General features: G+C 74.7%; 10 protein-coding genes. All 10 read right to left on the reverse strand.

Annotated features, from left to right (window positions below):
• Positions 1-373 precede the first annotated feature (373 nt).
• The 10 genes from BS72_RS32230 to efeU all read right to left on the reverse strand — a co-directional run bounded on the left by BS72_RS32230 (position 374) and on the right by efeU (position 13948).
• A complete protein-coding gene (locus BS72_RS32230; RefSeq protein ID WP_051950964.1) occupies positions 374-1156 on the reverse strand; it encodes a hypothetical protein in 783 nt (260 codons plus the stop codon).
• Positions 1153-1986, reverse strand: a complete 834-nt coding sequence (locus BS72_RS12040) for a vWA domain-containing protein (RefSeq protein ID WP_037909276.1) — start codon at positions 1984-1986, stop codon at positions 1153-1155. Before BS72_RS12040 ends, BS72_RS32230 begins: the two co-directional genes overlap by 4 nt.
• A gap of 183 nt (positions 1987-2169) precedes the next feature.
• Positions 2170-3072, reverse strand: coding sequence for a hypothetical protein (locus BS72_RS12045; RefSeq protein WP_157856206.1), 903 nt, complete (start codon positions 3070-3072; stop codon positions 2170-2172).
• Positions 3073-3127: 55 nt separating this feature from the next.
• A complete protein-coding gene (locus tag BS72_RS32235; protein ID WP_051950965.1) occupies positions 3128-4330 on the reverse strand; it encodes a protein kinase domain-containing protein in 1203 nt (400 codons plus the stop codon).
• 2 nt (positions 4331-4332) lie between these two features.
• Positions 4333-4599: a hypothetical protein gene (locus tag BS72_RS37170; RefSeq protein WP_198545856.1), complete on the reverse strand. Its 267-nt coding sequence runs from the start codon at positions 4597-4599 to the stop codon at positions 4333-4335.
• A complete protein-coding gene (locus BS72_RS12060; RefSeq protein WP_107498738.1) occupies positions 4575-6926 on the reverse strand; it encodes a P-loop NTPase family protein in 2352 nt (783 codons plus the stop codon). The genes BS72_RS37170 and BS72_RS12060 overlap by 25 nt, the downstream gene beginning before the upstream one ends.
• 679 nt (positions 6927-7605) lie before the next feature.
• Entirely contained in the window at positions 7606-8871 is a 1266-nt protein-coding gene (locus BS72_RS12065; RefSeq protein WP_232792343.1) for an NtaA/DmoA family FMN-dependent monooxygenase, read from the reverse strand.
• 480 nt (positions 8872-9351) lie between these two features.
• A complete protein-coding gene (locus BS72_RS12070) occupies positions 9352-10365 on the reverse strand; it encodes a COG4705 family protein (RefSeq protein WP_051950966.1) in 1014 nt (337 codons plus the stop codon).
• Between the two features lie 131 nt (positions 10366-10496).
• The gene (efeB, locus tag BS72_RS12075) at positions 10497-11804 is read right to left on the reverse strand and encodes an iron uptake transporter deferrochelatase/peroxidase subunit (protein WP_037910252.1); all 1308 of its coding nucleotides are present in this window, start codon (positions 11802-11804) and stop codon (positions 10497-10499) included.
• A gap of 92 nt (positions 11805-11896) precedes the next feature.
• Positions 11897-13948: an iron uptake transporter permease EfeU gene (gene efeU / locus BS72_RS12080; RefSeq protein WP_037909287.1), complete on the reverse strand. Its 2052-nt coding sequence runs from the start codon at positions 13946-13948 to the stop codon at positions 11897-11899.
• Positions 13949-14541 lie beyond the last annotated feature (593 nt).

A 14541-nucleotide genomic window follows, 5' to 3' on the forward strand; every position in this document is an offset into this window, starting at 1 on the left:
CGTGGCACCGGGAACGCCGCCGGAGCCGGGGAACGGGAGCAGCGGGCCGTCGGAAAGCGTCATGGCCGGACCTCGTCACGTGGGGGGTGCCCGGCAGCCCGTGCCCGGCCGCCGCCCCACCGATCCTGCGCCGTCGGCCACCGGTACGGCGCAGGCGCGCCGATCCTGCGCCGATCGGCCCACAGCGACGCGCCAAACGGGAGACCGCCGCCTCCCCCCCCGTGCCCCCTTCCACCCCGTGCCCTTCGACCCCGTTCCCGGAGCGCACCGGTCCGGAGAGCGCCGGCCGCGCGAGCCGGCACCGCCCGTTCCGGTCACCGTCCCGGTCACCGTTCGGGCAACCGTTCCCGTCGCGGTCCCGTCCTGGGGCCACTCAGCTCCGGAAGCGGACGCGGACCAGCGTCGTGTCGTCCGTCTCGATCTCCCCGGTCTGCCGCAGGCGGGTCACCATCCGGTCGAAGTCGGCCGCGCCGAGCCGGCCCATCACGTGCCACCACAGAGCGGCGTCCGGGGCGTCCGGGGTCCCGTGGGTGAGGAGGAGCTGGGCCAGCGCGTCGGTCACCAGGTGGAGTTCGTCCCCCGGCCGCACCGTCTGCCTGGACGTGCGCAGCCGCGACGCGTCCGCCCCGTCCGCCTCCTCCCGGGTGAGCACGAGGTCCGGACGGTCGTCGAAGGCCGCCGCGGACGTCACCGGGAAGGCGTGCAGCAGGTGGCCGCCGCGGACGTGGAACAGGCAGGTGTCGCCCACCGCCGCCGCCGTGTACTGCCAGCCCTCGGCGGCCCAGCGCAGCCGCACGCCGAGGAAGGTGGACGCCGATCCGCGGGCGACGGCGTTGGCCTGGAAGAACTGCTGGCCGACGGCCCCGCCGGACGCCGGACGTGCCGCGGCCTGGTCGTTCCACCATCCGCGGCAGGCGTCGAGCCACGGCAGTACCGACTCCGGCTCGGCACCGGGGTCGTCGAGGGAGAAGCTCCCCGACAGGAGGCCCGCCCAGTCACCCGCCCGGTACGCCGAACTCGCGCCGTCGCACAGGGCGAACGCCCGGCGGTCCGCCGCCACGGCGGCGATGTCGCGGCAGTCGCCCGGCGTCTCCGGCGCCGACGGGACCACGTACACGTGGACGTCGACGTCGGGATCGCCGGCCGGCGCCGTCATCGCGGGTTTCCGAAGTTCGGGTCGTTGGAACCGATGCTCAGCGCCTCGACCATCGCCGCCAGGTCCGCGTTGAAGACGAAGGCCCGCGCGCCGGCCCTGAGCGGCGGGCGGCCGGCGGCGGTGGCGAAGTGGTTCGCGTACTCCACCAGGCGGGGTGTGAGCACCGAGGAGATGTCGAACAGCGCCTTGGTGTACTTGTCCGGAAGCCCGTTCGGGCTGTCCGGGTAGTACTGGGGCGTCTCGGACTGGGACGCGATGGCGATGTTGAAGAGCTGCAGTTCGCCACCGTCGGTCCGCAACTGCCGCAGCGCGGCGGCGCGCTGGGCCAGGTCGTCGATGCCGCCGTCGGTCGCCTCGCCGTCGCTGATGTTGATCACGACCGGGGCCGGCGAGTCCTGGTGGCGCGCGACCCAGGAGCCCACCAGGTCGCGGGCCAGGTCGAAGGCGGCGCACATCCGTGTCTCGCCGTCCGCGCGCGGTTCGATCCACACCGGCCAGGAGGTGCCGGAGGCGTCGGTGTGGACGCGGGACACCGCCTCGGCCATCTGCGCCGGGGAGACGAGGAACTGTCCGGTGAGCGGCCCCTGGAGCAGCGGGCCGACGCCGTCCGAGTAGCCGATCAGCGCGATGTCGAAGAAGTGCCGGGCCTCCTCGTCCACGAAGCACCGCTGTACGAGGCGGCCGAGCAACTGGTTGGTGCTGTCGGCCACCGCGTCGGCCTTGGACGCCCCTCGGCCGCCCGACATGGCACCGGACATCGAGTAGGACTGGTCGATCAGCAGGACGAAGCACGCGGGGTGCTTCCTGGTGGCGCGGATCGCGGGGTTCACGGCTGTCCCTTCAGGAGGAGCGGAGGTGACGGGGGTCCAGGAGGAGAGCGGGGGGACGGCCGGACGCGTCCGGTTCCCACCGGTCGTCGCAGCGCGCACAGGTCCGGGTGCCCGCCTCGTTCTCCTGCGGGCCGAGGGCGAAGGCACCGCACCTCGCGCACTGCGGTTCGGTCTCGGGGCCGCTCAGGGTCTGGGCGAACGCGTGGATGTCGAAGGGAGCGGGCCTGGGCGCCCGTCGCACCGGAGGCGGCGGCGGGGACGGCAGCGGTGACGGGGCGGCGTCGACCGGTCCGCCGTCGCCGCCGGTGTCCTCGTACGGCGAGTCGTCGGGCGAGCTCCCGTCGGGTCCCCCCGGCGGGGCCGCGGGGGCGGGGGTGCCCACGGCGCCGTGTCCTGGTGGGCGGCGCCGTACGGGTCGAAGCCGGGTGCCGGCCGGCCCGCCGACCGTTCCTGGTCCCGTGCCGGCGGCTGTGCGGGTGCCGCCGCCGTACTGCTGGAGGCGGGCCCGCTCCGCTCGGGCAGCAGCGCCGCCGCGGCCCGCAGTGACGGGACGGCCAGCAGCCCGACGGCGATGAGCCCGAGGAGTCGCAGCAGCGGCGTGGAGGCCGGCGCGCGGGACGCGGCCGAGGCCCGCAGCAGCACTCCGTGCGCGCCGACCACCTCGACGTCGGGCGGCTGCGTGCCCGCCGCGTCCTGGACGGAACGGCTTCCCGCCACGAGCACGGCCGGCGGCGAGGCGGCCTGGGCGACCCGCGCGAGCAGGGCGGCCGGCACCTCCCACGGGGCGGGCGCCCGGCTCGGCGCGAGGGGCGGCCGAGGGACGGCCCCGTGCGGGGTGCCCGGGGTGACCAGCACGAGGCGGACGGCCTGCTGGGCGCGGGCGTCCGCCTCCAGCGCGGCGAGTCGGGGTCCCGCCCCGGCCGCCGCCGAGGGAATCGTCGCCACCATGACGCGGTCGGGTGCGGGCGGCCGCGGCCCGTCGGGCAGCACCGCGCACAGCGCCGCCACCCCGAGAGCGACGAGCAGCACCGCGAGTCCGCGCAGCCGCTGGGCCACGGTCCGCCCACGGGACCTGGAACGGGGCATGGGTCTCTCCTCTGCCGGGCCCGCGGCTACCGGGCGAAGCCGATGACGCCGGCGGTCACGATCGCGAGGACGACCAGCACCGCGACCACGGCGACCGCCAGGGTCCGCAGCCGGGACCGCCCGGTGGGGCGCGGTGCCGGGGTGCCGGTACGGGCACGGGGGCCGGTGCGCCACCGAGCCGCGCCGTTTCGTCCGGCGTTGGCACCGCAGCCGCCGCACCGTCCGGGTGCCCGACGGATGCGGGCGCCGGTGTCGGAGGCGGCGCGGGCGGCGCGGGCGGTGCTTCGCGCGGTGCGGGCTCGGCGGGAGACTGGCCGGAGACCGGCCAGTCGGCCGGACGCACCTGCTGCCCCACCTGCGGGGCCGCCAGTTCCGCGATCCCCGGCACGTCGGACAGGCGTCCCCCGCAGGCCCGCGCCAGCTGCGCCGTCAGCCGGCGCACCTCCAGGCTGCGGCTCGACACCAGCCGGAACCACAGCCCGTCCCGCATGACCTGTTCGAAGTGGGCGGCGGTGAAGATCAGGTTGTCGTCGTCGTGGTAGTCGTCCCACAACTCCGGGTCCGCCGCCAGCGCGCGCAGCGACAGCAGCACCACCAGTGCCGAGAACGGGTCCGTGCCCGGTCCCCAGGCGGAGGTGCGGATGCGCTCGGGGTGCTGGTAGTTGGGGTGGCCCGACTCGTTCGGGGTGAACGCGGCGAGCGAACGGGACCACACCGCGTCCAGGTCGACCAGCCGCACCCGGCCGTCAGGGCCGACCTTGATGTTGTCGTGCTGGAGGTCGCAGTGCTCCACCCCGTCCGCCGCCAGCAGCCGGACGACGCGCAGCCACTCGTCGGCCAGCGCCTCCAGGGCCCGCGGATCCTCCAGGTGCGCACGGACGAAGGCACGCAGGCTCTGCCCCTCGACGTACTCCATGACGACGGCGGGCCACCACGCGCCGTCGATCCGCACCGCCTTCTCCAGCCACCGCGCGTCGGCGAACACCGGGTGCCCGGCATTCGCTTGCCGGGTGAGTGCCCGGTAGCGGCCTTCGACGTCCGACGAGGGGCGTTGTTTGAAGACGCGCAGGATCGAGTTCCCCGCCGGCGTGACGAGCAGGTACGCCATCGCGTTCGCGCCCTCGAAGCGCCGCGGCAGCCCGTTGGGGGTACGGCTCACCGTGGCCCGGGCGAGCCCGCCGCGCGGGTGGAAGGCGGCCTGCTGCACCGCCGTGTCGAACTGCGAACTGTTGGGCCAGCGCGTGTCGGTGCGCCCCACCGTCAGCTCCGATCCGACCCGGGCGTGCCCATCACGTCGAGGACGGCCCCGGCGGCGCGGCGCAGGCCGTCGGCGTCGCGGGCGAGCAGGCTCACGGCCTCCTCGACGGCGGCCTCCGCGCCGTCGAAGGCGCCGGGCCACACGCTCCGGCGCTCGGGCCGGCACAGCAGCTGCAGTTCGTGCTCGATCCCGGGGGTGCCCATGACGTCGAAGAACTGCTCCGCTGCGGCGCCCAGCACCCTGATCATGGTGAGTGCCTCGGCGCGCATCTCCCGTTCCAGGTCGGCGACGGCGCCCTCGACGGAGTTGCCGAGGTCCTCGCGCAGCCGCCGCATCTCCGCGACCGCCCAGTTCGCCAGCCCCTCGTCAGCCGCGTCCGCGTCGCCCTGCGGCACCACGGCGGGAGGCGGGGCGGGAGTCTGGGCGGCGGCGCCGCCGGTTGCGGGCGGTCCGGCGGGGGCGGGGGCGGCAGGGGGCTTCGGCTGGCGGAACCAGTCGGCGGCCGTGCCGCCGAGCCGTGGAGCCGACGGCACGGCCGGGGCCGGGCCCCGCCGGTACCGCCCCCGCCGGCCGGGCCGACCTTGCCGGAAGGGGCCGGGTACGTCGCGCGTCGGTGCGTCACCTGGTTGACGACGGGCCGGCCGATGCGGAGGAAGAGGCTGCCGTAGTCCGTGCGCAGCTCGGTGAGTTCGCGCAGGCTCTTGCGCAGGACCGGCGCGTGGACCTTCTCCACCCGCCCGAGCAGGTACTCCAGCGGGCGGCCGCCCGTCGGGACCAGCTGCTCGGAGAGCCGGCCGCGCAGGGTGTCGGCGATCCGCTGCCACAGCACCTCGACGGCGCGGTCCACCGAGGCGTCGACGTGGGCGAAGGTGTCCGTGAGTCTCATCCTGGCGCTGTTGAACAACTCGTTCCGCACCCGGAAATCCTTGTGGTACATCGCCGCCGTGCAGCTTTGGGCCCACTCCTCCGGGCTGCCCGCGTCGAAGCCCCCGGCCACCCAGGAGCGCATGCGCTGAGCGGCCTGGTCGATGGCCTCCTTGATCTGCGGCACCTGCTCGCCGCGCTTGAACATCGCCTTGTACGACGCGGCCACGGCGTTGAGATCGCTGGACAGGTCGTTGCTCAGCGCCTCTGCGAGCTGGAGGAGGCGCTGCTGCTCGCCGGGGGCGCCGACCTGCCACTGGCCGGCCGCGTCGGCCATCCGCCCGGCCACCGCGGCGACCTCCCGGGCGTCCTCGGCCATCCGGCGCGTCAGACCGTCGAGGTTGGCCCGGTCCATCGCGGCCAGCCGCTCGGCGAGGTGGCCGAGGACCACCGGCAGCAGGTGCTCGCGGACCGATGCCGAGCACTGCTCCGGGTCCGTACTGAGCGGGCACTCCACGATCCGCACCTGGTCGGTGCGCACCGCGACCCTGGCGGAGTCGAGCGTGTTGCGGGCGGAGGAGTCGGCGAGCTTCTCGTCGGCGTTGAGGACGACGATCGCGAAGTCCCTCAGGCGGACGTCCCCGCGGGCCTTCTCCGCCAGGCGCAGGTCGGCGTAGTCCTCGCTGGCGAAGAACGCCCCGCCCGCCGCCCCGCGCTTGACGTGCAGCAGCAGGTCGACCTCGTGCCGGAGATCGTGCAGGAAGTGGCTCTGGACGTCGAGGCCGGGCTCCCCGGAGCCGGGCAGGTCCACCAGTACCGCGGACGCGGTCTCCAGGTACGGGAACTCGCAGTAGAGGTTGATGTCCTTGACCGCGTGGTAGAGCCGGGGCGTGTCGTTGTCCGTCGGCTTCGGGTAGGCGACGTAGGGCGCGACGGCCGCCAGGGCGACGGTGAGCACGCGTTCCCTCCCGGTCAGCAGGTGGCGGTACTGGGGAAGGGAGTTCTGCGCCTGGTGCAGCTTTGTGAGGTAGGGGATCGTGTCGACTCCGGACTCGTCCTCCCGGCCCTGCGCGTTACGCGCCTCACGCGCCTCACGCGCGGCACGACCGTAGTCGAACCGGGCGAATTCCTCGACGCCGTGCGGCGGCCGCTGCAGGAGCTTGGCGCCATCGTGCAGCGAGGCGAGGTAACCGTCCCGGAACTCCTCCCAGCTACGCAGCGCGATCACCGCTTCGGACGCGCCGCGGCGGTGGTGGATCCAACTGCGCGACGCGGTGGTGGGGTTGTCCGCGTGGGAGGGAATGATGTCCTTGCCGAGACCGCTGGTGGCACGCAGGATGCTGCTCTTGCCGGCCTGGGTGCGACCGATGACCCCGATGTTCACGGTGTCACGGTTGATCCGGGACCTGACCGAGCCCAGGAAGACGTCGGTTTGCGCCAACCGCGCTGCCAGCCGGTCGAGCTCGTCCGTCGTTCCCGTGCCGCGGAGTTCCGCCCCCTTGTGCCGGGGAGTCCGCAGCGCTCTCAGATCCGCGAGCGCGCGTTCCTGTTCCCCAGCGGGGCGGGGTGCGGCGTCCGCCTTTGCGAGCACCTGGTCGACGGCTCTTACCGCGTCGTTGAAGTTCTCCCGGAAAACCCGCCAGCGCGACGCGATCTCCTCGACCAGTGGACGATTGAGGGCCCTTTTCGACAGAGCGCTCTCGATCGACGATTCCAGCCGTGACGTGTCCACGAGCTTCCCCCCTCGGAAGACCTGTGCGGGACCCCACCCCCGCGTGAGCGAACCCTACCAACGACCGGGTGCCGAGTAACGGTGTCCGGCAAAGGATTCGAGCGCTCCGGCAGCAGCCCGCCGCCGGGGATCTCCCGGTGGTCGGCAGGCTTCCCGTGACGGCTCACCGGTCCCACCCGGAACGTCGATACCTCGAAGGCGGTGGGATATCACGAGTGAACACGAGCGGCCATCGCAAAGGCGCCGAGACGGCCGGAAATCGCGGGGGATGACGGAACAACGCGGGAATTCACCAGGCGCAAGAATTCTGCCGTACACCGCGGCCCTGTACGACCCTTCCGCTGTTCCCCTGCGCCGGTACACGCGATTCGCGGCAGCGCTCGACACCCACGCGTTCGACGGCATGGGCGAGTTCCTCCATGACCGGGTCCTGCCGGCGGCGAGCCCGGCACCGGGACGGCCTCGTCGCTGTCCCGAAGGGGATTCGGCAGTCGACCGGCTGACAGCGGAGGCCGTCGGCCGGCTTCCGGGAACAGCCGGCCAACGGCCCGAGTGGCCCGGCGGCCGCGCGGAAGGAGGACGGCGGCGCCCCGGCTGCCGAACGCGGGGGCACCGCCTCAGCCTCGGTGTCGTCCTCGGTGCCGGTGTCGGCCTGGGTGCCGGGACGGCCGGTCGGCTCTCAGCCCGCTTGCTGCGGTAGTTCCAGCCCCAGGTTCTCGCGCAGCGTCGTCCCGGCGTAGTCCTTGGCGACGAGGTTGCGCTTGCGCAGTTCGTGCAGCAGCCCGTTGACGGCGAAGTCGTGCTGGCGCGGGTCGGCGAGGCCGCCGAGCATGATGACGTCCAGCACCCCGGCCCGGAACCGCTCCTCCACGGCGTCGGCCAGCTGTTCCGGGGTGCCCGCGGCCGCCCAGTGCCCGGTGTCCTGGGCGGCGATGACCAACTCCCTGAGCGTGTAACCCTGCCGCGCGTACCCGGCGAAGACGTCCACCCGGCCGCGCCGCCGGTTGACCGTCGTGACGTCCGGCAGCAGGCTCTCCGGCAGCTTCGCGTCCAGCGGCAGCTCCGAGAGGTCGACGCCGCCGCCGAGCATGTCGGCCACCTGCGCCCGGCCGCGCTCGAAGTCGATCGCCTCGCGCCGCTCGCGCACCAGCCTGCGCGCCTCCTCCTCCGTCGCGCCGTAGGTGGCGTGGAACGAGCTGAAGATCAGGGGCAGCCCGCCGGGCCGGCCGAACTCCTCGGCCTGGCGGCGGATCGAGCGGGTGAAGTCCCGTGCGACGTCCAGCGTGGGCAGCGAGGTGAACACCACCTCGGCGTAGCGTGCGCCCAGCCTCCGGCCCGCCTCGGACTGCCCGGCCTGGAACTGCACCGGGCGGCCCTGCGGGAGCGGCGGGATGTTCAGCGGGCCGGCCACCGAGAAGTGGCGGCCGGAGTGGTTGACGGGCCGGACCCTGGAGGGGTCCAGCACCGCCCTGCCGTCCGGTCCGCGGGTCAGCGCGCCCGGCGTCCAGCTGTCCCACAGGGCGTTGACGACGTCCAGCGCCTCCGCGGCCCGTTCGTAGCGCTCCTCGGGGCTGGGCAGCTCGCCGGGGCCGAAGTTCTCCTCGCCGAGCGAGGACGTCACCAGGTTCCACCCGGCCCGCCCGTTGCTGACGTGGTCGAGCGTGCCGAACAGCCGCGCCAGGTTGTACGGGTGGTGGAAGGTGCTCGACACGGTCGCTATCAGGCCGATCCGCGAGGTCACCGCGCTCAGCGCCGACACGAACACCAGCGGCTCCTGCGAGCCGATCGGGCCCTGCGCGCCGAAGCTCAGCAGGTCGGCGGTGAACAGCGCGTCGATCCGTGCCGCCTCGGCGAGCTCCGCGACCCGCAGGGCGGTGTCGAGGGTGGACCGCCGCGGGTCGAGGGCCAGGTCGTACGTCTCCGACGTGCCGCCGGCTCCGGTCACGGTTTTCAACGTCCTCGGGGGTGTGGCGCTCACAGGTCGTCCCTTCTCGCCGGCGGCGGTCGCGCCGGCGGCATCGTGTGGCTGAGGGTCGTCCTCCTCGGCTCGGGCCGGCGGTCGGGAGTGCCGGACCGGGCGCGTGCGCGCGCCCGTGCCTGCCCGCACGAGAGGAGGCGCGGGGAGGCACGGGGAGGCGCGGGACGGACGGCAGAGGCCGAGAGAGGCCGAGAGGGGTGCCGTCGTGGACGGCGGATCGTCAACGACAGAGCGTGGTGTGGGTCCGGCACAGATCGACGTGCCGACGCTTCGTCCGGCCGGGCCGCAGAACCGCGGCCCCGACCGGCACGACGCGCGGTCCCTTCACGACGACTCCGATCGGCCCGAGCACGAGAGCCGGGGTTCCGCGCGGTCGCGCGCAGGGCCCGGCGGTGTGCCGCGTGTTGACGGTGTGGGAGGAACGTACGTGCCGGGTGGCGGGCCCTGTCAAGACCGCCTGGCCGCCGGGCGGGACCCGGGTGCCGCCCTTGGACCCCCGCCCGCGGCCTGACCTGCGGTCCGCTGGGCGGCTACGGAGACCTCGTCACTTCCTGGGAGGGGAGGCCGCCGTGCCGGCCCGGGGTGCTTCGGCGGGGTCGGCCCCGCCGGCGTGCGGGGCCCGGGCGGCGTCCCGGCGGTGCGCTGCTCGTCGGCGAGCCGGCCGATGAGTCCGGCCAGGACGACCGCGAGCAGGGTGCTGACCGGTCCCGCGCCCCAGCCGAGGCCGCCGCGGGCCAGTGGTGCGGCCATTCCGTCGGCACAGCAGGCGCCGAGCGGGCGGATCAGCAGATAGGCCGACCAGAAGGCCGCGGAGGGGCGCAGGCCGAAGCGGAGCGCTCCGATCGCCGGGACGGCCGCCGGCAGGGCGAGGACCGCGCAGGCGGTGACGTGGCCGAGGCCGCGGACGGCGGCGTCGGCGAGCGCGGTGCCCAGGCCGCACGCGGTGAGGAGTGTGGCCCAGTGGAAGGCCTCACGCCGGGACCGGAGCGGCCGGCACGCCGTCGGTGCGCGCTCGCCGGTCCGCCGGCCGGCCAGCGTCACCGCCGCGGCCAGGCCGAAGACCCCCGCGGCGACCGGGTGGGAGACGCCGCCGGGCGTGTGCGAGGCGTCGGCGGCGATCGCCCCGGCCACGCTGACCGCCGTGACGGCCGGCCAGTACACCCAGGCCGTGTGGCGGTCGGTGCGGAACTGCGCCACGAGCGCGGTGGCCGCCGCGAACAGGGCCAGTGCCGTGGCGAGTACGGGTCCCGCGAGGCGGAGCAGGACGTCGGCGGTGGTGCCGCCGACCCCGGCGGTGAGGATCTGGGTGATCCAGAACCAGGGCGTGGCGTCGGGCAGCCTGCTCCGGCCCGAGGCCGGGGCCGCGGCCGGTCCCGCACCCGCGGCCGGCTGTCCGGCGCGGGCGGCGGCGATCGGGGCCGTGTCCGCCCCTGCCGCCCTCTCCTGCGAGGACCGTTCCATCCGGGCACCGCCTCCCGACGCTCCGTGGCGGACCACCAACGACTGACTACACAACTGTAGACGCTCGTTGGTGGTCCGTACCGGTCCGGCCCCGGCGCGCCGCGGCCGGACCGCTGGGTCACACGGCGGGGTCACACCGCCGCGAGCAGGCCGCGGCCGAGCCAGTCCCGGTTGTCGCGGACGCCGGGCAGGGTGAAGAAGTAGCCGCCGCCGGTCGGGGAGATGTAGTCGACCAGCGGTTCGTCGATCAGCCGGGTCTGGGTGGCCTCGAACTGCCGGACCACGTCCTGCTGGTAGCAGCAGAAGACCAGGCCGAGGTCGAGGTCGCCGACCGCGTCGACGCCGCGGTCGTAGTTGTAGCCGCGGCGCAGGACGCGGGAGTCGTCGGTCCTGGCGGTGCGCGGGTTGGCCAGCCGGATGTGCGCGTCCAGGGGGATCGCGTCGCCGCGCGGGTCCCTGGCGTAGTCGGGCGTGTCGGTCTCCAGCGCGCCGTCCAGCGGCGCCCCGGTGTCCTTGCGGCGGCCGAACATCTTCTCCTGCTCGGTCAGCGAGACGCGGTCCCAGAACTCCGCCAGCATCCGGATGATCCTGATCACCTGGTAGCTGCCGCCGGTGGCCCAGGCGGGTTCGCCGAGCGTGTCGGTGACCCACACCAGGCGGTCCATCTCGCGGCCGGAGCTCACGTCGGGGTTGGCGATGCCGTCCTTGAAGCCGAGCAGGTTGCGCTGGGCGCCGGTGGGCCGCGGGGCGTTCTGGAAGCCGTCGACGCGCCACTTGATCTGCATGCCGCCGCGGGTGTGCCGGGCGATGTCGCGCAGCGCGTGCAGCACGGTGTCGGTGCTGCCGGCGCAGATCTGCAGGCTCAGGTCGCCGTGGCACTCCTTCGACCGGAGGTTGTCGTTGGGGAAGGCGCGCATCGGCGTGAGACGGCGCGGCCTGGCGGCGGCCAGCCCGTAGCGGTCGTCGAAGAGGGAGGCTCCGACGCCGGCGGTGACGGTCAGCGCGTCGGCGGGCACGACCGGGCCGAGGATGCCGTTGTCGGAGGGCGGCGCGCCGACGCCGAGGTCGACGGGGGTGCCGCCGGCGGTCAGGAACCGGGCCCGCTCGGTGAGGGTCCTGAACAGGTCGGCGAGTTCGGCCCTGGTGTCGGCGATGACCTCGAAGGACACGAAGGCCGCCGCGGCGGGTGCGGCGGTGGTGACGCCCGCTTGGTGCCTGCCGTGGAAGGCCACGGCCGGCGCCTGCCCGCGCGCCGGGCCGTCCGAGGCATGGGCGGTGCCGCCGCCGGCCGCGGTCAGGGCGAGACCGCCGCCGGCCAGTGCGGCGGCCCCGGCCGAGGCACCGATCGCGCTCCGCACGAAGGAGCGGCGGCCGTGGCCCGTCGGGCAGCCGCCCTGCGCCGCCCGGGGGTTCTCGGCGTGGGGGAGGTCGGCGGGCATGGGCGGGTTCCCTTCGGTGTGCTGCGGGTCGTCGGCGCCGGCGGCGGTCTCGCCGCGGGAACGAGGGCGGGGATCGTCGTCGCGGCCGCGCATCAGGCCGACTTCCGGATCTCGAGAAGGTCGGGGATCGGCGCGAGGTCTTCGAGCAGCCGGCCGGTGGCGCCGTCGACCTTCGCGCGGGCGGCCGGGTCGAGGGACTCGACGGGCGTCCACGCGGTGCCCTTGTGGGCGGCGTCGAGCAGGGCCTGCAGCCGGGCCGCGTCGGCGTCGACGACGGTCAGCTGCCCCGGCGCCCGAGCCGTGATCAGCGGGCGCAGCACGGTGAGCAGTTCGCGGGTGCCGGCGAGGTTGGCGCCGGCCGTGGCGAGGTTGCTGCCGCTGCCCTCGTCGGTGTCGCCGGTCAGCTCGAACTGCAGGGTGTTCTCCAGGATCTCGTGGCTGCGCAGCGGCAGGTCGGCGGGGTCGAAGTCCTGGGTGGGGAACGCCTCGCGCAACCCGGTGACGTCGCTCGCCAGCCGGTCGGCGTACGGCAGCAGGGACTTCGCGGGCTCGCCGTGCCACAGGCCGTACTCGATCCGGTGGAACCCGGTGAAGCCCGGGTCGCGGACGCCGCCGGGCAGGCCGTCCTCGCGGCCGTTGATCCGGCTGTCGAAGTCGGCGAAGGTGCCGTAGGCCGCGCCGAGCGAGGAGTAGGTCAGGTGCGCGGTGAGCCAGTCGGCGCGGGCCGAGCTCGTGTCGCCCGCCTTCAGGTCGGAGCGCAGCCGCGCGGTCCGGCCCTGCAGGGTGGCGAGCCCCTGGTCCACGTAGGCCCGGTAGGCGGCGAGCGGCGGCTGGAGTTCGGACGCGGCGAGCGGGAGCACCGCGCGGGTGGTGCCGCCACCGCTGACCCGTACGGACGCGGAGGTGACCGCCTTGCCGCCGGTGGGCACGCAGCGCCAGGCGTACGTGCCGCTGCCGACGCTGGCGACCAGGTCGCGGGTGGTGCCGGGGGCGAGGCCCTCGATCTCGCCGTAGACGGCGCCGGTGGCCGGGTCGATCAGATAGACCTCGGAGGTCCTGCCGCCGGTGTTGCGCATCTGGAAGGTCTGGCGGCCGGGCCGGGGGGCGGTGAACCCCTTGCCGCAGTCGGTCTCGGAGACCGCCACCGTCTGGGTGCCGGCGGGCTTGCCGCCGCTGAACGCCACGATCGCCGCTGCCACCCCGGCCGGTACGGCCACCACCGCCACCGGTACCGTCCAGCGGGGCGTCCGCCGGGAGGCCGGGGCCGGCCGGGAGCCCGGCCGCACGGCCTCGGGGGTCGCGGGGGACGGGGCGGCCGGGCGGGGCTCGGGGGCGCGCAGGCCACGGACGAACAGGGCCATGACCACGGCCAGGTAGGCGACGTAGGCGGTGACCTGGAGCCAGGTCATCTGCGTGGTGAGGTTGAGCACTCCCTGCACGAGCTGGGCGTACCAGGAACCGGCGTCGACGTGGCCCGAGAGGTCGACCAGGTAGCTGCCGCCGCCCGGCAGCACCCCGCCCTCCTGCAGGTCGCGCAGGCCGTAGCCGAGGACGCCGGCCGCGATGACGACGAGTCCGAAGCCGGTCCAGGTGAAGAACCTCGTCAGGTTGATCTTCAGGACGCGCTTGTAGAGCGCCCAGCAGAGCCCGGCGGCCAGCACCAGACCCACGGCCCCGCCGAGCAGCGGGCCGGTGCCGGAGCCGTGCGCGGTCTCGGCGTTGGTCCACAGGAACAGCGCGGTCTCCAGGCCCTCGCGGCCGACCGCGAGGAAGGAGGTGACGACCAGGGGCCCGGCGCCCATGGTGAGGGCCGCGGTGACCTTCTCCCTGATCTCGCCGGAGAGACCGCGCGCGTTCCGGCGCATCCAGAAGACCATCACGGTGACGAAGCCCACCGCGACGACCGACAGGACGCCGCCGAACGCCTCCTGGGCGGTGGTGGGCATCTGCTGCGAGCCGAACGTCAGCACCGCGCCGAAGCTCAGGGACAGTCCGACCGCGGCGGCGACGCCGGTCCACACCTGGGGCAGCCGCTCCTTGTTGCCGCCGCGGACGAGGGTGGCCACGAGGATCGAGACCACCAGCCCCGCTTCAAGCCCTTCCCGCAAACCTATGAGGAAGTTGGGGAACAAGTTGTCCCACATGACGATGCCCCTCCCCGGGACCGGTCCGACACCTGTCGGCGCGCTGAGCTTAGGCAAACCTTAGCAGTACCGTCTACAGCGGTGTAGACGGATCGGCCGCCTGTCCGAGGCGCGCCTCCCGGCCTCCCGGCCCGAGGGGGCGGCGGCGCGGCGGGCGGGCCTGGCGCGGGGGATCAAGCGGCCGCTGTGACGCCGCGGTGTGGCGCGCGGCCGGCGAGGGGGAGTGGCCGAGGTCCAGGGGTGGCGGCTGTCGCGGCCGCCGCGAACCTGCCGGTTGCCGTCGGCTGCCGCCTCGGCGCGCGCCGGTCGAGGGGGCGGGGCGGGCGTACGTGCGGGGTCGCCGCGGCGTCGTGGCCCGCTGGGGCCGCCCATGCGCCCGAACCGCCCGAGGGGCCGGGTTGCGGCTACCCGCCGTGACGGCCGGCGGTGCGCAGGGGGCGTCCCGCCGGAGGTCGTTCCGCAAATTCTACATCGTGTAGTAGTTTCGCTTGCGTTGCTCCGCCGCCGGTCCGAAAGGCCCTGCCATGCCGGGCGGCCGCTTCCCCGTGCCCCGGGAGCAGGCCCCACGCCGGCAGATCCGGAGGCGACGTCGC

The organism is Actinacidiphila yeochonensis CN732 (assembly GCF_000745345.1).
Classification (GTDB): domain Bacteria; phylum Actinomycetota; class Actinomycetes; order Streptomycetales; family Streptomycetaceae; genus Actinacidiphila; species Actinacidiphila yeochonensis.

Excerpts from the sequence above, each read along its gene's own strand:
- BS72_RS32230 (WP_051950964.1), bottom strand. The coding sequence starts at position 1,156 with ATGACGGCGCCGGCCGGCGATCCCGACGTCGACGTCCACGTGTACGTG.
- BS72_RS12045 (WP_157856206.1), bottom strand. The coding sequence starts at position 3,072 with ATGCCCCGTTCCAGGTCCCGTGGGCGGACCGTGGCCCAGCGGCTGCGC.
- BS72_RS37170 (WP_198545856.1), bottom strand. The coding sequence starts at position 4,599 with ATGCGCGCCGAGGCACTCACCATGATCAGGGTGCTGGGCGCCGCAGCG.
- BS72_RS12070 (WP_051950966.1), bottom strand. The coding sequence starts at position 10,365 with ATGGAACGGTCCTCGCAGGAGAGGGCGGCAGGGGCGGACACGGCCCCG.
- efeB (WP_037910252.1), bottom strand. The coding sequence starts at position 11,804 with ATGCCCGCCGACCTCCCCCACGCCGAGAACCCCCGGGCGGCGCAGGGC.
- efeU (WP_037909287.1), bottom strand. The coding sequence starts at position 13,948 with ATGTGGGACAACTTGTTCCCCAACTTCCTCATAGGTTTGCGGGAAGGG.